Source organism: Anaerobacillus sp. 63XJN7_5_ISO-PGPR-S23-430, assembly GCF_056173695.1.
Genome location: NZ_CM149686.1, coordinates 3,959,172 through 3,977,277, shown reverse-complemented (window position 1 = coordinate 3,977,277; position 18,106 = coordinate 3,959,172). Strand labels below are relative to the sequence as shown.

16 protein-coding genes are annotated in these 18,106 nt (G+C 43.6%); 11 read left to right on the top strand and 5 right to left on the bottom strand.

What is annotated here, in order from left to right; genetic code table 11:
* Positions 1–78 precede the first annotated feature (78 nt).
* The 7 genes from AC0VYJ_RS20465 to AC0VYJ_RS20435 all read left to right on the top strand — a co-directional run bounded on the left by AC0VYJ_RS20465 (position 79) and on the right by AC0VYJ_RS20435 (position 9,934).
* Complete coding sequence (locus AC0VYJ_RS20465; protein ID WP_475366125.1) at positions 79–2,841, top strand: cell wall-binding repeat-containing protein; 2,763 nt, start codon at positions 79–81, stop codon at positions 2,839–2,841.
* Positions 2,842–3,013: 172 nt separating this feature from the next.
* On the top strand, positions 3,014–4,891 hold the full coding sequence (locus tag AC0VYJ_RS20460; RefSeq protein WP_475366124.1) for a C40 family peptidase: 1,878 nt from the start codon (positions 3,014–3,016) through the stop codon (positions 4,889–4,891).
* 171 nt (positions 4,892–5,062) lie between these two features.
* The gene (locus AC0VYJ_RS20455) at positions 5,063–5,734 is read left to right on the top strand and encodes a DUF2306 domain-containing protein (protein ID WP_475366123.1); all 672 of its coding nucleotides are present in this window, start codon (positions 5,063–5,065) and stop codon (positions 5,732–5,734) included.
* Positions 5,735–5,826: 92 nt separating this feature from the next.
* Positions 5,827–7,641, top strand: a complete 1,815-nt coding sequence (locus AC0VYJ_RS20450; RefSeq protein WP_475366122.1) for a cell wall-binding repeat-containing protein — start codon at positions 5,827–5,829, stop codon at positions 7,639–7,641.
* Between the two features lie 98 nt (positions 7,642–7,739).
* A complete protein-coding gene (locus tag AC0VYJ_RS20445) occupies positions 7,740–9,008 on the top strand; it encodes a D-serine ammonia-lyase (protein ID WP_475366121.1) in 1,269 nt (422 codons plus the stop codon).
* Between the two features lie 188 nt (positions 9,009–9,196).
* Positions 9,197–9,484, top strand: coding sequence for a hypothetical protein (locus tag AC0VYJ_RS20440; protein ID WP_475366120.1), 288 nt, complete (start codon positions 9,197–9,199; stop codon positions 9,482–9,484).
* A gap of 57 nt (positions 9,485–9,541) precedes the next feature.
* A complete protein-coding gene (locus AC0VYJ_RS20435) occupies positions 9,542–9,934 on the top strand; it encodes a nucleoside 2-deoxyribosyltransferase (RefSeq protein WP_475366119.1) in 393 nt (130 codons plus the stop codon).
* 52 nt (positions 9,935–9,986) lie between these two features.
* Here the strand turns inward: AC0VYJ_RS20435 and AC0VYJ_RS20430 are convergent, their stop codons facing one another.
* From AC0VYJ_RS20430 to sat, 5 genes are all read right to left on the bottom strand, one after another.
* Positions 9,987–10,703, bottom strand: a complete 717-nt coding sequence (locus tag AC0VYJ_RS20430; protein WP_475366118.1) for a hypothetical protein — start codon at positions 10,701–10,703, stop codon at positions 9,987–9,989.
* A gap of 221 nt (positions 10,704–10,924) precedes the next feature.
* On the bottom strand, positions 10,925–11,683 hold the full coding sequence (locus tag AC0VYJ_RS20425; RefSeq protein WP_475366117.1) for a sulfotransferase domain-containing protein: 759 nt from the start codon (positions 11,681–11,683) through the stop codon (positions 10,925–10,927).
* 95 nt (positions 11,684–11,778) lie between these two features.
* Positions 11,779–12,381, bottom strand: coding sequence for an adenylyl-sulfate kinase (gene cysC / locus AC0VYJ_RS20420; RefSeq protein ID WP_475366116.1), 603 nt, complete (start codon positions 12,379–12,381; stop codon positions 11,779–11,781).
* 18 nt (positions 12,382–12,399) lie between these two features.
* Positions 12,400–14,154 (bottom strand): SLC13 family permease, encoded by a 1,755-nt coding sequence (locus AC0VYJ_RS20415; protein WP_475366115.1) that lies wholly within the window; start codon positions 14,152–14,154, stop codon positions 12,400–12,402.
* Between the two features lie 15 nt (positions 14,155–14,169).
* Positions 14,170–15,327 carry a sulfate adenylyltransferase gene (sat, locus tag AC0VYJ_RS20410; protein WP_475366114.1) on the bottom strand — a complete coding sequence of 386 codons (1,158 nt, stop codon included), beginning with the start codon at positions 15,325–15,327 and terminating at the stop codon, positions 14,170–14,172.
* A gap of 255 nt (positions 15,328–15,582) precedes the next feature.
* Here sat and AC0VYJ_RS20405 point away from each other — a divergent pair, with 255 nt between their 5' ends.
* From AC0VYJ_RS20405 to AC0VYJ_RS20390, 4 genes are read left to right on the top strand one after another with little or no spacing between them, the layout of a single operon-like run.
* Positions 15,583–15,993: a BlaI/MecI/CopY family transcriptional regulator gene (locus AC0VYJ_RS20405; protein ID WP_475366113.1), complete on the top strand. Its 411-nt coding sequence runs from the start codon at positions 15,583–15,585 to the stop codon at positions 15,991–15,993.
* Position 15,994: 1 nt separating this feature from the next.
* Positions 15,995–16,837, top strand: coding sequence for a M56 family metallopeptidase (locus AC0VYJ_RS20400; RefSeq protein ID WP_475366112.1), 843 nt, complete (start codon positions 15,995–15,997; stop codon positions 16,835–16,837).
* A gap of 59 nt (positions 16,838–16,896) precedes the next feature.
* On the top strand, positions 16,897–17,286 hold the full coding sequence (locus AC0VYJ_RS20395) for a DoxX family protein (protein ID WP_475366111.1): 390 nt from the start codon (positions 16,897–16,899) through the stop codon (positions 17,284–17,286).
* Between the two features lie 11 nt (positions 17,287–17,297).
* Positions 17,298–18,002 carry a DsbA family protein gene (locus tag AC0VYJ_RS20390; protein ID WP_475366110.1) on the top strand — a complete coding sequence of 235 codons (705 nt, stop codon included), beginning with the start codon at positions 17,298–17,300 and terminating at the stop codon, positions 18,000–18,002.
* Positions 18,003–18,106: the final 104 nt, after the last annotated feature.

Sequence of the window (18,106 nt, the reverse complement as noted above, 5' to 3'; positions counted from 1 at the left end):
AATTTTTTACTCGCTAATGGTAGACTTGTAGAGTATAAAATCTACTGAAACACTTTGGTCAACTATAGGGGGAGCAGGATGAAGAAAAGCATCTATGGAATCAGTTTACTTTTATGTAGTCTGTTCATCATTTTGGGAGCAGGCAAGGCAAATGCCATGCCTGCGTTACAAGAAACGCAGGAGCTCGTTCAGCCTTCAGGAGAGACATTTAAGGCGTCACTCAGCGGCAATGAGAATTTTCATTGGTGGACGGCGAACGATGAATCTGTGATTAAAATAGGGGAAGACCAATACTGGTATTACACTCGTATTGTTGGTGAACGTCTAGAAGTTACACAAGCTAGATTTGCTATTAATAAAAAGCCTTCTGACGCGGCAGAGCTTGAAGATGTGAAGAAGCTCCAACCGACTGAAGGAATGAATACAAAGCAAAAGGAGATTCCAAATACGGATGATTCATTTGATTTATTGAGTGCAGGAGCGAAGGAGGACACGCTTGTTTTATTAGTTGAATATAGCGATGCAAAAATCACTTATTCAGATGCAGACTGGCGTAACCGATTCTTTGGCACTAGTGGGAGTACGCTTAATCACTATTATGATGAAGTTTCAAAAGGAAAGCTCGGTTTTAAAGGGGCTGCCGAATCAAGCGGAACAAATGATGGAATCGTAAGGGTCACATTACCGTATGCTCACCCTCGTCCTGAGACGGCAACAAATCCAGATAGTACATACTCACAAATCATAAAAGATGCGCTAAAGGCATCGAATGATAAAGTAAACTATGCTCAATTTGATCAAAATAAAGACGGTTCTATATCCTCAGAGGAATTACATATTGTCACCATTGTGGCCGGTGGTGAAGCAAGCTATGGAGATACGGGGAAAGTGGTTTGGGGTCACATGTCGAGCCTTTATGAAAGCGAAGCTCCTCGTCTTGATGGAGTAAAAGTAGGCTCTTATCAAGGGAACGGCGGCTACACGATGTTTGGGGAGAAACATGGCGGACATATGGCAACCGTTGGAATTATTGCACATGAAATGGGCCACGATCTGGGGCTACCGGATCTTTATGATACGGACGGCACTTCAGATGGTGTTGGCATCCACAGTTTAATGGGGAGCGGTTCTTGGACAACCCATAACAATGAGTACGAAGGAGCTTATCCAACTCATCTCGATCCATGGTCCAAAATGGTGCTTGGCTTAGAGCGACCTATTGAAGTGCAAAATAATGGCTCATATGAAGTAGGGAATTTCACTACTGACGACTATTCCATATTGAAATTAAAAACAACCGATGAATCGGAGTACTTTTTAATTGAGAATCGTCAGTTTACTGGCTTTGATATCGGATTAGCTGATCAGGTGGCGTCGCCTGGAATTGCCATCTGGCATATTGATGAGCAGCAGCTGAAAAATCGTCAAAACAACAGAGATGAATCACATAAAGCGGTGGATGTGGAAGAAGCAAATGAAAGTAGATTGGGTTACCCGGAGTTAGATCAAGATCCAAATACGCGATTATACTACGATCATTATTATAGCGGGAATGGCTACAGTCGCTTTAATAGCTCTACATCACCAAATAGCAAAGTGTATTCAGGGGCTAGTTCAGGCGTTTCAGTTACAGTTGTTGATCCGAATAGCGATACAATGACGGTTTCAGTGAAAGTGCCACAGGGAGACGATCAGCTTCCACCTGTATGGGCTAAGAACGCAGAGCTTACGGCTAGCTCTATCAAAAATGACAGACTGACATTAAATTGGTCAGAGGCGACAGATGCTTCTGGCGTTGAATCTTACATTGTCTATAAAAATGATCGCGTGTTAAAAGAAGTGGAAGCAACGACAAGAAAGCTTACCGTTCAGGGGCTTACTACGAATAAAGCCTATAACTTTCGAGTAGAAGCGGTGGATAAGAAAGGCTATGTTACAACGAATGGCCCAGAATTGACCGTGAAAACGTCAGCAAACACAGTAAAACGAATTGAAGGTGCGACTCGTTTTGATACGGCAGCGAATGTGAGTGCAAAAACGTATGATAAGGCGGATACGGTCGTAATTGCGAGAGGTTTAGATTTCCCAGACGCTCTCTCTGGTGCGCCCCTTGCTTATCAACTAAAAGCGCCTATTCTCCTTGCGAAAACGAACGAACTTCCAAAGGAAACGGTAGATGAAATCGACCGACTCGGGGCGAAAAAAGCGATTATCCTGGGTGGAGTTAACGCGATTTCACCTGCAACGGAAAAGAAAATTAAGTCACTCGGACTAGAGGTTGAGCGGATTAGCGGGGATAATCGCTATGATACTTCAGCAAAAATTGCGAAGCGCATGGGAGGAGATCCTGAGAAAGCCGTGATCGCCTACGGTCTTAATTTTCCAGATGCCCTTGCGATTGCACCATATGCTGCGCAAAATGGCTATCCCATTTTGTTAGTGGATAAAGAGAAAATCCCTGCGGCAACAAAACTCGCGCTGAAAAACATTGATGATACGGTTGTCATCGGTGGTGAAAGTGTGATTACAAAAAAAGTGTATCAAGGTCTTCCGTCACCAGAGCGTATCTCAGGTGCCAATCGGTTTGAAACGGCAGCTAAAGTGAAAACCACCTTTTATCCAGAAGCTAAATCAGCTTATTTGGCGACAGGATTTGGTTTTGCCGATGCCCTTGCAGGCTCTGTGCTAGCGGCGAAAGATGGCGCACCACTTTTGCTAGTGAAGTCTGATGAGCTTCCAAAAGAAACGGTAGAAGCTATGAAAGGTATGAACGATTTCAACTTGCTAGGCGGTCAGTCAGCTATTAACGGAAAAGTTGAACAGCGCTTATTTCAGGAATAATGCGACAAAAAATACTTTCCAATAGTAAGAGATACAGGGAATTTGACCTGTATCTCTTATTTTTTGTAATAAATAACAGGATATCTCTTAAACTTTGTTGAATTATAGCCGATAGTAAAGACAGAGTGTCGATATTTGTGGCAGCAATTTAATTGGAATGAGGAGGATCTGGATGCAACCTTCATTGGTCAAGAAAGCAATAACTGGTTCTGCGCTTGTCGCTGGAGTAATGTTTGTTCAACCTGATGGTGCAGAAGCAGCGTTTGGGGATCAAGAGCTTAAGCAAGGCATGAATAATCAGGACGTCAAAGAGCTACAGGATGTATTGAAGGCGAAGGGGTATTTTACTTACCACACGTCAACAGGATACTACGGTCCAATTACAAAGGATGCAGTCAGCCAGTTCCAACAGGCTGTCGGGTTAAAGGTTACGGGGGTAGCGACAACGGATACCCTTCAGAAGCTAGGAGGAACATCAAAAAGTCAATCGTCAGCTGCGTCGTCTTCATCCACTTTGCAAGTCGGATCCCGCGGGCAAGAAGTAACTGATCTTCAGTCCAAACTGAAAGCGGCTGGCTACTATTCCTACAACGTGGATGGGATTTATGGTCAAATTACACAGAAAGCTGTACAGGATTTCCAAAAAGAAAAGGGGCTTTCCGTAACAGGGAAAGCAGATTCTACAACGATCAGTGCCCTTGCAAACGCAAGTTCATCAAGCTCAAAATCATCAAGCTCTTCTTCCGATATTTCCATCGGGATGCGGGGGAGTGCAGTAACGGATCTTCAGTCAAAGCTGAAAGCAAAAGGCTATTATACATATAATGTAGATGGCATTTTTGGTCAAATCACGAAGAAAGCAGTACAAGATTTTCAAAAGGCAAAGGGACTGTCACAAACAGGCGTAGCGGATAGTAAAACCTTATCGGCCCTGTCAGAGAGCGACGATGCAGCAAAACCTGCGAGCGGCCTTACCATTGGCTCTCGAGGAAGTGCCGTAACAAATCTTCAGCAGCTATTGAATGATCGTGGCTACTATTCCTATAACATAGACGGGATCTTTGGTAGTATTACGCAAAAAGCGGTCAAAGAGTTTCAAAGTATCGTAGGTTTACAGGCTACAGGCATTGCGGATGATAAAACGATCGATGCTTTGAAATCCAGAAGTCAGCAAGAGACGTCAACAGTTCTTAAAGTTGGTTCAACCGGGAGTGCTGTAACGGATCTACAAAATAAACTTAAAAAAGCAGGAACGTTCCACGTTGAGGCGACAGGCTACTTTGGCCCTGTCACTGAAAAAGCGGTCAAGGACTTTCAAAAAGCAAAAAAACTGCAGGTGACAGGCACTGCAACAAAGGAAACAATGAATGCGCTTGACGGCTTAACAGATAAAGTCGAGTCATCCCCTTCAACTGGAGAAGATTATGGTGATTTGTTAAAGAAAGGCTCAACAGGATCACTTGTGAAAGAGCTTCAATCTAAATTACAAGCGATTGGTTTATATAGCGGTCCGCTTGATGGCGATTTTGGAAATGGAACAGATCGAGCTGTTCGAAACTTCCAATCACGCAACAAGTTAACGGTTGATGGTATCGTCGGACCAGCAACATGGGAAAAGCTAAAGCAATCGACAGGATATGAAGGGAATAGCATTGGGGACAGCGGAAGCGGGAGCAGCAGTTCCAACTTTAGCGTGATGGACCTTATTGCAGATGCATCTGTATACATAGGTGTTCCTTATGTGTGGGGTGGAAACACGCCAACACAGGGCTTTGACTGCAGCGGATTCCTCGTCTATGTGTTTAACAAGCAGGGCGTTTCATTGCCAAGAACAATGGCACAAATGTGGAACGTTACAACAGCTGTTAGCTCTCCATCCGTAGGAGATATCGTGTATTTCACAACATACAAACCAGGTGCGTCACACGGAGGCATCTACATCGGAAACAATAAATTTATCCACGCCGGCTCTTCAACAGGCGTCACCATTAGCGACATGACATCAAGCTACTGGGCACCGAGGTATTTAGGGGCGAAGCGCGCGCATTGATTTTTCAAAAGGGGTCAGGTACGTGCCTGACCCCGCTTAAAGACAAAACCAGCAAAAGTGTCCTCCTATAGCGGACGCTTTTGCTGGTTTTTTTATTCATAAGATCACCTTGGGGTAGGGGTCAGAGAGGTACCTGACCCCCACCCACACATAAACAAAGGAGACGATCCGATGTTCAAACTCTTTCTTTTCCTTCACATTTTCGCAGGGTTTAGCGCCCTTCTCACATTTTGGCTACCCCTTGTTCTAAAAAAAGGTGGTAGGTGGCACATACGAATCGGCTGGTTCTTTGTTGCGATGATGGCGATTGTAAGTGTGACAGCAGCTGGAATGGCTTTTCTTCGTATTTTCATTCAACCAGATACTTCCCCAGAACGTTTTTCTTTTTCGATTTTCTTGCTCTTCATTGCAGTTCTTAGTTCATCGACCGCATACTATGGTTTGCGCGTTCTTCGCTTTAAGCGCAAAGCCGATCAGCATCGTCACCCTGGTGATCTTGCTTTCGCAAGCTTACTATTTCTATCAGGACTCGCCTGCTCCATTTACGGTTTTACATCAGGAAATACGCTCATCTCATTTTTTCCCTTTCTCGGTATTTTTCTAGGTCTTGGTCAATTAGCATATTGGCTTTGCCCAATGCCTGTGAAAAATAGCTGGTTGCTCGAACACATACAAGGCATGATCGCCTGTTCCATATCAACCGTGACGGCTTTTACCGTGTTTGGAGCTCCCCAACTATTAGGTGGAGGGTTTCGGAGTATTTACCTTTGGATTTTGCCTACGATTGTACTCGTACCGCTTATTTTTTATTTTAGTCGGAAGTACTCAGTTCCTAAAAGATAAATCTATTAATTTTATGATAAAAATTGGAAAAGAAACCAGTGAATGCTAGAATGAGAGATGAGTTTACGTATGAAGTCGATAAGGGGGAAATGATGGGTAAAAAAATGAGAAGTCTACTAGTAATGATGCTGATTCTGACACTTTCCTTGCCATTAATGGCAGGTGCTGAGGGGAAAGGAAAAGTTACATACAATGATATCAATCGGATGATAACAGAGAGTGCGTTAGAACATAATATTCCACCAGAAATTGCGAAGGCAGTGGCGCTGAAAGAGAGCGCGTGGACGCAATGGTCGGATGACGCGCAAACGGAACCATTCGTTAATGCGAAAGATGGCGGCATTGGTTTAATGCAAGTAACCAGTCACGTATGTGAAGGTGATGAAACAAAGGATTGCTATAACCCTGAACAGCTGGGAAATGATGTACGATACAACATCGATGCCGGTTTAGATATTTTAAATGAAAAGTGGAGCTACGGTGTGGATGGGATTATTCCAACGATTAACACAAATGATCGAGATATTCTAGAACACTGGTATTTTGCGATTATGGCCTACAATGGCACTGTCCCTGTTAATAGTCCATATTTCCGCGATGCTGACGACGGAACGAGAAATCTAGATACGTATCAAGATAGGGTCTTCACTCTTTTAGAAGATCATAATTATTTAGATCTGAATACGGAAGCGATCATCTTTGAACGCGATGATTTTTCTTATGACCCTAAGGAAGATGATCCTATAGAATTTAATAAAATGCATTATGCCGTTGATGAAGAATTGACTCGCTCGAGAACACTATTAAAAGAAGGCGATAAAGTTTCAACGGTAGCAGGTAAAATAATGAAGAATTCTCCAAGCGGTACGAATGAGGGTAAGATTAAAGAATCACACATTGCAACTGTCTTAGATAGCCAAATTTATGTGGATGAAACAAAGAACAGTCCTATTGAACATTGGGTTCGCTACCATGTACAACTCGCTGATGGAAGAACAGGATACATGGCTTCAAGCAGTCTGAATCCGATAACTGAGCGTCTGTCAGGTAGCAACCGGTACAACACATCCATTGAAATCTCGAAGGATGGTTGGCAAGACGGTGCAGATACAGTCGTGATCAGTCGTGGTGGTGACTTTCCAGATGCTTTAGCAGGAGCGCCCCTTGCTTATCAAGAAGATGCCCCAATTCTGCTAACACCAGATAATAAGCTAACGAATGAACTTAGAAACGAAATAAAACGTCTCGATCCGAAAACAGCCATCATTCTCGGAAGTGATAATGCTGTTAGTCCAGATATTGAAAACGAACTTTCCAAGATGGGAATGACAATTAACAGAATCGGTGGCGACGATCGATTTGAAACAGCTGAGCTTATTTCGCAACAACTTGAGTCAGATAGCAAAGAAGCAGTTGTCGCATTAGGAATGGATTTTCCAGATGCTCTTGCAGTAGCACCTTATGCTGCGAAAGAAGGCATGCCAATTCTATTAACGAAGAAAAACTCGCTCCCGGAATCGACTGAGGATGCGCTATCTGATATTAACAAGACAATTGTTGTAGGTGGGTCAGATGTTGTGAACGAGAGCGTTTATAACCAACTGTCGGATGATCGCATTCGCCTTGCAGGCTATGACCGATTCAGCACGGCTGAAGAAATCATGAATTACTTCGGGGATGGAGCTAAGACAGGCTATGTAGCAAATGGCTTAGGATTTGCTGATGCTCTTACAGGAGCCGTTCTTGCTGCTAAAAATGACGCGCCGTTAATTCTTTCAAAGAAAAATGAGTTGTCTGCATCAATGGAAAAATCAATCGATGCTCAGCAACTAAACCGCTTTGTTCTTCTCGGCGGTCCGGATGTTATCCATGTTGATGACGACCTCGCTAAACTTACGGTAAAATAATCTTAACTGCCTTCTGATTTCGGTCAGAAGGCTTTTGTATAGCGTAAAGGGGTCTGACCCCTCTCTGTCCCCCACTACAGTAAAGGAGTGAAGGAACAATGACCATAGCCGGAAAAACAATTAAACAGTGGAAAAGTGACCATCCATTGTTAAACGATCTTCTTCAATTAAAAGAAGTATATTGGAGAAATCCGCAAAAAGGAAAAATCGCTCCAACAACTGAGCTTTCGATGATAGACATTCAAGATGCTGAAGCTCGTATGAAACGCTTTGCTCCTTATTTTCGCAAAGTATTTCCAGAAACGAATGGCATCATTGAATCTCCTATTTCAGATATTACCAAGATGAAAGAGAAGCTAGAGAAAGAAGAAGAGATCAGCATTCCAGGGGATCTTCTTCTAAAACGGGATGATATTCTCCCTATCGCCGGCAGCATTAAGGCGCGTGGAGGCATTTATGAAGTGCTCAAACATGCAGAAAAACTTGCGATCGGACATGCGATTTTAACGAAAGATGACGATTATTCCATTCTAGCTTACAAAAAGTTCACTGAGTTCTTCTCAGCCTTTTCGATTGCGGTCGGTTCAACAGGAAACCTCGGTTTAAGCATCGGGATCATGTCAGCGAAACTCGGCTTTAATGTCACGGTCCATATGTCGAGTGATGCAAAGCAATGGAAGAAAGACCTTCTTCGCGAAAAAGGCGTTCAAGTTGTGGAGCATCAAGCAGACTATGGTGCTGCTGTAGAAGAAGGCCGAAAGCAGTGCGAGAAGAAGCTGACTTGTTATTTTATTGATGATGAAAATTCAAAAGACCTCTTTCTCGGATATGCAGTAGCAGCGCTTCGGTTGAAAAAGCAGTTCGATGAACGCGGCGTAAAGGTGGACGCTGAGAACCCGCTTCACGTGTATCTTCCATGCGGAGTAGGCGGCGGCCCTGGCGGCATTGCTTTCGGGCTTTCTCAGGTATTCGGAGAACACGTGCATTGCTACTTTGCAGAACCGACGCATTCCCCGTCAATGCTTATCGGCTTAATGACAGGCTTACACGATCAAGTATCCGTTCAAGACTTTGGGATCGACAACATCACTGCGGCAGACGGTCTTGCTGTAGGAAGACCATCAGGATTTGTTGGACGCGTAGTTCAACCAATTCTTAATGGTGTTTACACCGTCACGGATGAGCGGATGAAAGAAATGCTCGACTGGATTTATGAAACCGAGCAAATTAAGCTTGAGCCTTCCGCTCTCGCAGGAATGAGTGGGCCACAAGTAACAGCGGTAGATGGAAAGAGTATGCGTGGTACGCATCTTGTATGGGCAACAGGTGGGAGCCTTGTGCCGGATAAGGTGTGGAGAGAAGAGTAAAAGGGGTCAGGTGCGAGTCAGACCCCCAATAAAGACAAAACCACCAAAATAAGCTGAAAAGTCCCCACATTGAGGACACTTCAGCTTATTTACTTCCTGCAACTTATGAAACAATACGACCTCCAAATTCGTATCTATATAAAGATTGGTCAAAAATGTAAAATGATCTTATTTGAGGGGGCGAGGAGTTGGAATTGTTCTTAGAGATGTTAGGATTAGCAGGTGATCTTATTTTTTGGAGAGATCCTCCAGATGGGCAGCGGATCGAAGCGAATATTGCCGCACTGATGGCATATAGTTGGTTCGTCGAGCTTATTGAGAACCCTCAATATAACAAGTTAATTCAAGAAAATTCTTCTGTACGAAATGTAATTGGAAAAATGAACATAAAAAAGCTTGAAAAATCACCGATGTATGAAGATCGAAAAGAACGGAAATTGAAAAATGTAATCCAAAAACAGTTAGCATCCGGTTGAGAAAACAAATGAAACCGATTTCTGTTTCACAACCGAATGAGTGCGGAGGGAAACAAAGTGAACTTTTACATTGCATCGAGTTTTCAAAACAAACAACACGTGCAAACACTCGCTACAGAATTAAAACGTCACGGCTTCAAGCATACATACGATTGGACGAAAAATGAAAAAGCCGCTACGTTCGATGAACTTGCTTCAATCGGAGAAGCAGAATTAGAGGCAGTAAGAACAGCTGATTTCCTAATTGTTCTGCTTCCAGGAGGAAAGGGAACTCATATTGAACTTGGGATTGCATTAGGTCGAGACACCCCGGTTTACCTATTCAATGAAGATGGATTCCATAACGCAAAAGAAGCGAGCACTTTTTACCATACTAGCGGGGTAACGAGAGTGGAAGGGAGTCATGAGCAACTCGTTAAAACCATTTTAGAAAAGCAGCATAGCTATTAAAAGAAAGGGGGTCAGGTTCGCACCTGTCCCCCATTTTAACTTGCCTCCTCCATCAAACCGTCTCAGCTCTCACTCTACGCCCACGCACCTCACGCACTACTTTCCAAATCACAAACATACCAAGTCCAATAATTAAAATACTGAGGGTGTACGTCAGCTGCACTGGTTTATCATCTTTCACAAAGATGCCAAAGTAGCCCCATAAAAACACGATTGGATAGATCAAATCGTCGTTGTAAAGACTGAAGTAGACTGCAAGTCCTGCACCGATAATGAGCATGATAATCGTCCAGGTTAACTCATTCATACCAAAAATCAGCGATACGTTATTTTCTTGCGCGACGACGAATGCATCCACGATCGTTGCAATCGATGTCCAAGCGAGATAGAAAGAGAACGGTACGCTAAAAAAGGAAGAGCGCTCAGAATTTTTCGTAATAATAGCGTAAAGGATAGACAGAGTAATTAATGAACCCGCGATAAACAAGAGCGCAACCGATTTACTTACAAGGAGAGCTGTTCCTGATAACAGCATGCTAGATGCAAAAAGATAGGAAACTTTCACATAGAGGACCTGATCACACTCACTCGCTGTGAATTGTCTAACGAGTGAAATGAGCAAAAGTAAATAAATTAATAACCAAATCGCGAATGTATAGCCGGCGGGGGCAATCAGTACATCATTAGTACCCGACATATCTCCTGAGAAGAGGAGTGAAGAGGCGAGCAAATACAAGTAAGCAGCAATCGTAACGAGCTTCATGGTCATGACCGTTCCTCCTTCATAGGTCTAGTTACTCGTATGCTACCCCGATTGGAGGATTCCTATTAAACGAAAAAAGAGAAGGGGGTCAGGCGCGAGCCTGACCCCCTTCACAAACAAAAGCAATAAAGTGTCTCTCACAGAAAGACATTTTGCTTATAGAAAGTTTCATTTTCCCTAAAATAACTCATCTCTAATAAATGGAAAACCAGAGGGGGAAACTAAATTTATCTCCCATACCCCAATTCATCTAACAACTGCCCTGCATGCTTTATAAATAGCGCTTCAAGCTCGCCGTTCAATTCTTCACGCCAGCTGCCGATTTTTCCTTTTCGGAACGTAACGGATTCCTGTGGTTTGATGTTTGCCGTCATTTTCGTGATCAGTTCTTCACGATTGTAGCTATGCGCTGTATCACCCCAAAGAAAATCAATAATCTCCCCAGTGGCTTTTCTTCTGTTCTCTTCTGATGACATCAGGTCTTCAAATCGAACAGAGTGAACGTTTGGACGCCCCATCCACTCACTAAAACTTCGGTACCACTCAGCAAAATGAGGTTGCACGGCAACAAAAGGCGTGATCGGAACGCCCCCTTCGATTAGAAATTGAATCCGATCGTTGTGCGTAAATCCTTCCTGCATAAACGTTTCATAGAGATGGTGAGCTGGCACCTTTGGAATAAAATGTGCGTATGAAATGAGCACGTCACGTGGATCTCTCAGTACAAAAATTTGTTTTAACTTTAAATCTTCAAAAAATGTCTCCCACTCTTTGGAATAATGGAAATGTCCATTTAAGAAGCTGTGGTTAGGAAACGCTCTTGCAGTGGCCAATTTTTCCGCCGTTTGGTAATGATAATGTCCGTACATACCAATAAACGGATCATTTTGCATACCAGGTACACCGAGCAGTAGTTGTTTTAAAAGATGCGTCCCGCTTTTCGGAATCGAATTTAATAAAAAGCGTGGTAGCTTTGTGTCAGTCAATCGTGTAAACCTCCTTTAATAAGCAAACGTGGTGGACTTGCTTTACTATCCTATGAAGAAGAATGGTAAGAGGAGTGGACAGGGGGCCCGCCTGTTTACACATTTAAGTACCCGTTTTTCACCAAAAAGGATTTAATCGATTGAACAGCTTCTTCAATCGTTTCCGTTTCCGTATCGATTGTAAGCTCTGGCGAAACCGGAGCTTCATAAGGCGCGTCAATTCCTGTGAACTGACGGATCTCACCTTTTCGTGCTTTGGCGTAAAGGCCTTTAGGGTCACGGTTCTCACACGTTTCCACACTGGCTTTCACATAGATTTCAATAAATTCTTTGTCTCTGAAAAGTCCTCGAATCTTATCTCGCTCTTGCTGAAAAGGGGAGATGAACGCAGCAAGTGTCATAAGGCCAGCATCAACAAAGAGACGAGACACTTCTCCAATTCTTCGCATATTTTCAATCCGATCCGCATCAGAAAAGCCAAGGTCTGCGCTCAACCCGTGTCGAACGTTATCACCATCTAGCCTGTAAGTATGCACGCCTGCTGCATGTAAGGCATTCTCAAGCTCAACCGAAATCGTTGATTTTCCTGACCCGGATAGTCCTGTGAACCAGAGGACAGCGCCTTTGTGCAACTTCATTTTTTCACGATCCTGTTTTGTCACGTTTCCTTCATGCCAGGTGACATGTTTTTCTTTCATTTATTCGTCCTCCTTTCATTAAATCATCACAATAAACCGAACGATTAATAGCGTCGTTACCATAACGATCAGCGTTAATGGGAAACCAATTTTCAAAAAGTCGTGGAAGCGATAGCCGCCGGCGCCATAGACGATCAAATTCGTTTGATACCCAATCGGCGTCATAAAACTTGCGGAGGCTGCAATTGCGACAATCATCGCAATGGGGAGGAGGTCAATCTCAAGCGTATGGGCAACCTCGATGGCAATGGGAAACATAAAGACAGCGGCAGCACTATTTGTCATCATTTCTGTAAAGATATTCGTTAACACATAAATGCTTAGCAACGTTGCAAGAAGTCCGAGCGGCGCTGTTAGTTGGATAAGGAGACCTGCCATCGAAGCGGCTACACCTGAATTCAGCAGCGCTGTACCAATACCAAACGAACAAGCGATCATAAGGAGAACGTGCCATTGAATCAAATCACGCGCTTCGCCTGGCGTCACAACCTTTGTTAAAAAGAGAAGCAGCGTCGTAACGGCCATAGCAGTTAGCATGGAGAGAACGCCAATCGTAACGAGAATAATCATGACACCAAGCAACCCGATCGAAAGCCAGCCTAATCTGATTTGACGCTGCGTAACGAGCTTATGATCGATTGGTGTAATGTCGTAGAAATCCTTTTTCTTATGAAACTGCTCACCCGCGATCATTAAGAGAACGTCACCTGGTTTTAAGACAATATCACCAATTTTCGATTTCAGGCGCTGATTTTGGCGATGAACAGCGATCACGGCTGCTTGATGCTGGTGTCTGAAATTGGTGTCCTTTATCTTTTTGAAAAGGTGTGACGAATGAGGTGTCACAATCCCTTCAATAAGCTGGTGATTTTCTGGAAAATAAGAGCCGGAGCTTCCCTGTAGCTGTAGTCCCTTCATCCGCTGGATCTCAGCGATCGTTGAGATGTCACCACTAAAAACAAGCCGGTCTCCTTCCTTCAGAATCGTCTCGCCTGATACAGGCGCGATCGCACGCTCGTGACGCATAATGCTGACGAGAAATAACCCCTTCAAGCTCCGTAGCTGCGCTTCTTTTACAGTGCGATTGATATAGGGGAATTGTTCTGTAACAAGCACTTCACCGGTGTATTTTTTGAGCAATTCAGGTTCAGTGAAGGATGAAGAACGTCGATCTGGAAGCAGCTTGTTACTAAAGAAGATCAAATACGCGAGACCGAATAGCGTGATCGGGATTCCGACCGCACTAAGCTGAAAAAAAGAAAAACCAGCATAGCCGTTTTCGAGTAGCAGTCCATGAACGACAAGGTTTGTCGACGTACCAATTAACGTAATGGTGCCGCCAAGAATCGTAGCGTAGGAAAGCGGAATAAGAAACTTCGAAGGAGACACCCTGTTTTCATCGCACCATTTTTTCACCATTGGCGTAGAAGCGATCACGATCGGAGTATTGTTCACAAATGCCGAAATGATGGAGATTGGAAATAGCAATGTAGTCAGGCGTTTCTTTGGCGAATGCGAGCTTTTTAGGAGACGTTGAAAGAGGCGATCCACAATGCCACTTCGCTGAATGCTTCCAGCCACGATGAATAGAAGGGCAATCGTAAGCATCCCTTCATTCGAGAATCCGGCCGTTGCTTCCTCAGGCGTAATAATGCCAGTGAATAGAAATAAGACGAGAACCGAGGCTAGAATGACCTCAGGTCGTCCTTTTTCAAAGAAAAGACAGAAAAGCATGATGCTCATCGTGATCATAACGAAATAGAATGCCATCATTCAGCGCGCGCGGCATCATTCGTCTTCATGATCGTGCTGCACCTCATCTAATAAAATCTCAATCACTTCAGGGCGAGAAAACTCTTTCGGAGGTCTTTGGCCATTTTTCAGCATCTCTCGAACCTTTGTGCCGCTTAGATGAATGTGAAATTCGCCATCGTGTGGACACGTTTTGGCAGTAGCCATGCTCGAACACTTGATACAATAAAACGCGTGCTCGAAGGCCATAATCTCAATGCCGATTTCGTCTTTTGCAAATTGGTGAAAAATGTTCTGCGCCGCGAACGTATCGTAATAATCGCCAACACCTGCGTGATCACGGCCGACGATAAAATGTGTGCAGCCAAAGTTCTTCCGAACGAGACTATGAAAAATCGCCTCGCGCGGGCCAGCATACCTCATCGCGGCTGGGAATACGGAGAGAATGACGCGATCAGACGGATAATAGTTTTCTAAAAGAGCGCTGTAGCTTTTCATCCGAATATCCGCTGGAATGTCATCTTTCTTCGTTTCGCCAACGAGTGGATGGATGAGAAGGCCATCAACGGTTTCAAGTGCCGTCTTTTGAAGGTATTCATGTGCGCGATGAATCGGATTGCGCGTTTGAAAGCCAACGATTGTTTTCCAGCCGCGCTGTTGGAATGTTTCTCTTAATTCTGCCGGCGTTTGAAAATGGTCTTGAAGAGCTGTTGGGTGCTGAAGGAGCGTGATTGGGCCACCGAGGTTAAACGCTTCCTGCTCGTACGTTTTTTGAACGCCTGGATGCTCAGCGTCGTTCGTTCCATAGACGCGTCGAGCTTCTTCTGTTTTGTCTGTTTCATAAATATCTTCTACTTCCATTAATCCATAGATTTCCCCGTCTTCACCCTTCAGGCAAACAGTAGGACTAGTAAAAATCTTGTCACGCGTTTCTTTGGATACAGAAAGCGTAATAGGCAAGCTCCAGATTGTCCCATTTGCGAGCCTCATTTTAGTTAAAACGTGCGTATAATCTGTTTGATTCATAAAGCCCGTTAACGGACTAAAAGCACCGATTGCGATCATATATAAATCGGATAAATTCCATGGTGTTAAGGTGACGACCGGAAACATTGTGGCCTTCTCGAGAAGCGCCAGGCGATCCTCTTCACATGGAATGCGGTTTATTAGCTGACCGCCATGTGGTTCTATCATAAATAAATCTCCCTTCTTGCTTGTTCACATATAGAGTTGCTACTAGCTTATGAAAGAAGGAGAGGAGAAGAGAGGGCTAATGAGAAAAATGGATGAGGGGTGTGTTTTTAAAGGGGGTCAGGCGCGAGCCTGACCCCCTTTAAAAACAACTGTCTCCGCACGAAAGACACTCCAACACATTCGAAGATATCCTCTCTTTTCCTTCTTGACCCTACTATCCTTTTGGACTACACTGTGTAGTGTGAGGTGGAAGCGATGAAAATTCATCAGTTCAAAACGAATGAAACAGGGTTAAACCGCTTTTTCGGCTCTCTTGAAGCGAAGGTTATGGACATACTCTTTGAAGGTCCAGAAATGACGATCAAAGATGTGAAACAGAAGCTTGATCAAGAGAAAAGTACGAACTTTAACACGGTTATGACGGTCATGAATCGTCTCGTGGATAAAGGAATTCTAGTAAAACGAGTTGAAAAGCGCACGTCAATGTTTAAGCCGCTTCTATCGAAAGAAGATTTTTTACAAACGCAATCGAAGGAATTAACAAAGGATCTAATGGATGAATTTGGTCCGCTTGCTGTGAATCATATGCTTGATGCGCTCGATGAAGCGGATCCAGTTTTGATCGAAAAGCTTGAGCAAAAAATCAAGCAGCTAAAGGAGAAGTAAGATGAGAATAAAACAGCCGCGATTTTTGTTTATGCTGTCTTTTTTTCTTGTAGCCACGATGATTGTTCAAATGTCACTATACAGTCTGCATTTATATTCGAACTGGACGCTTATGTTAAGCGTACTTGAAGCCTGCCATAATATGCTTCGCGCGATCGGTTTATCATCTATGAACATGCTATTAGAAGTTCTGATTCTCTCAACATTTTCATTAATCGTGATGATGATCGTGAAGCAAATTTATCGATATGTCACCTTTTCGAAACGGCTGTCGCTTCTTCGTGAAGACACTGTCACACAGGTAGTCATTCGGAATTTCGATTTAGGAAAGCAGGCACTCCAGGTGATTAGAAGCGATGAGCCTATCGCGCTTACATATGGAATGATTAAACCCAAAATAGTTCTTTCGACTGAACTAGTTAGCCTGTTGAGCAAAGAAGAGCTGCGCGCCGTGATTTATCACGAAACTTTTCATCAGCAGCATCGTGATCCATTGAAAAAATTTATCATCACCCTTCTCGTCCACGCGCTTTGGTACGTGCCGATTTTGAAATGGGTATCAAATCACTATCACACGCTACGCGAAATTGCCGCGGATCGGTTTGCGATGAAAGAAGCAAATATGCTTGATCTTAGTAGCGCGTTATTAAAACTATTAAAAAGCGATCACAGACAGCGTCATGCTTTTGCTGTATCTTTTGCGGAAACGTCTGTGAACGATCGCATACAACATATTCTTGCGCCAGAAAAAGAAGTGCACGTAACGTTGCCTGTTGGGACAGTACTTTACTCACTTTATATTGTGTTAGGGTTATCCATCATGTTTATGGTGGCGACACCCTAATTCTTTTTCGGAAACAAACACTACATATCGTAGTGTTAAAATTAGGAGGGAATTAATTTATGAATTTATCACAAAACGTTGCCCTTGTCGTACTACGAATCGTTCTCGGTCTTATTTTTACGGTTCACGGCCTAGATAAATTTGCTGGAGGGATTGGAAATACCGCTGGATTTTTCGAGAGCATTGGCATTTTGGGTGGTTTAGCGTATGTCGTTGCAACGATTGAACTAGTCGGAGGTCTTCTTATGATCGTAGGACTAGGCACACGCATTGTTTCTTTGCTTTTCATGATCGTCATGCTAGGAGCGATCTTTACGGTTAAACTAACGACAGGATTTATCGGAGGGTATGAATTGGATCTTGCTCTTCTCGGTATGTCAGTCGCTGTTTTGATTAGCGGAGGTGGAGCCATTTCCGTTGATTACAAATACTTTTCGAAACAATCATAGGAGGAAGAATCATGGCAAATAAGAATAAGAAAAAGCAACCGAACAAGCAAACAATAGCTAATGCGCAGAAAAAATCGAAAGCATGGATCTACTGGTTAGTGGCCGCTGTCGCTGCAGTTATCGTAATCGTGATCGTCGTTTCAAGCGGCTCGAGTTCTGATGGTTCAGAGGAAAAAGCGATGGAGCAACCATTTCTCGGTGATGAAAATGCGCAGGTAGAAGTGATTGAATTTGGAGATTACAAATGTCCTTACTGTAAAGCATTCGAACAGTCTTTTTTCCCGCAAATTGATCAAGAGTTAATTCAAACAGGGGAAATCAAATTCTCGTTTATCAACTATCCATTTATTAATGTTGATTCCGATCGCTCAGCGGAATTTGCTGAAGTGGTGTACCAGGAGCTTGGGAATGACGTGTTCTGGGAATTCCACTCATTAATGTATGAAAAGCAAACAGAAGGCACGGAAAAGCAGGACATCTACACAGAAGATTACCTTGTAGACACGCTAAAAGAAGTGACTGATGAAGAAAAAGCTGAACAGGTTCTTGCAGCTTTTAAAGATGGCGAAGGAGAAGCGGCGATCGACTACGACTTATCGAAAGCCCGTGATCTCGACGTTACTGGCACACCAGCTCTCTTTGTGAACGGCGAGCCGTTTGAAGGACAAACAATTGATGACCTGAAGAAAATGGTAGAAGAAGCGAAGGAAGAGTAAAGGAATTACCATCATTGTCCACCGTGGGTGGACAATGATGGTTTTTTGTTTGTGAAGGGGGTCAGGCGCGAGCCTGACCCCCTCAAAACACAACTGTTCCCCCC

What these genes read in the sequence shown, in the direction of transcription:
- AC0VYJ_RS20465 (WP_475366125.1), top strand. Translation starts at nt 79, where the DNA reads ATGAAGAAAAGCATCTATGGAATCAGTTTACTTTTATGTAGTCTGTTC.
- sat (WP_475366114.1), bottom strand. Translation starts at nt 15,327, where the DNA reads ATGATAGAACCACATGGCGGTCAGCTAATAAACCGCATTCCATGTGAA.
- AC0VYJ_RS20455 (WP_475366123.1), top strand. Translation starts at nt 5,063, where the DNA reads ATGTTCAAACTCTTTCTTTTCCTTCACATTTTCGCAGGGTTTAGCGCC.
- AC0VYJ_RS20445 (WP_475366121.1), top strand. Translation starts at nt 7,740, where the DNA reads ATGACCATAGCCGGAAAAACAATTAAACAGTGGAAAAGTGACCATCCA.
- AC0VYJ_RS20460 (WP_475366124.1), top strand. Translation starts at nt 3,014, where the DNA reads ATGCAACCTTCATTGGTCAAGAAAGCAATAACTGGTTCTGCGCTTGTC.
- AC0VYJ_RS20450 (WP_475366122.1), top strand. Translation starts at nt 5,827, where the DNA reads ATGGGTAAAAAAATGAGAAGTCTACTAGTAATGATGCTGATTCTGACA.
- AC0VYJ_RS20400 (WP_475366112.1), top strand. Translation starts at nt 15,995, where the DNA reads ATGAGAATAAAACAGCCGCGATTTTTGTTTATGCTGTCTTTTTTTCTT.
- AC0VYJ_RS20415 (WP_475366115.1), bottom strand. Translation starts at nt 14,154, where the DNA reads ATGATGGCATTCTATTTCGTTATGATCACGATGAGCATCATGCTTTTC.
- AC0VYJ_RS20405 (WP_475366113.1), top strand. Translation starts at nt 15,583, where the DNA reads ATGAAAATTCATCAGTTCAAAACGAATGAAACAGGGTTAAACCGCTTT.
- AC0VYJ_RS20395 (WP_475366111.1), top strand. Translation starts at nt 16,897, where the DNA reads ATGAATTTATCACAAAACGTTGCCCTTGTCGTACTACGAATCGTTCTC.
- AC0VYJ_RS20430 (WP_475366118.1), bottom strand. Translation starts at nt 10,703, where the DNA reads ATGACCATGAAGCTCGTTACGATTGCTGCTTACTTGTATTTGCTCGCC.
- AC0VYJ_RS20390 (WP_475366110.1), top strand. Translation starts at nt 17,298, where the DNA reads ATGGCAAATAAGAATAAGAAAAAGCAACCGAACAAGCAAACAATAGCT.
- cysC (WP_475366116.1), bottom strand. Translation starts at nt 12,381, where the DNA reads ATGAAAGAAAAACATGTCACCTGGCATGAAGGAAACGTGACAAAACAG.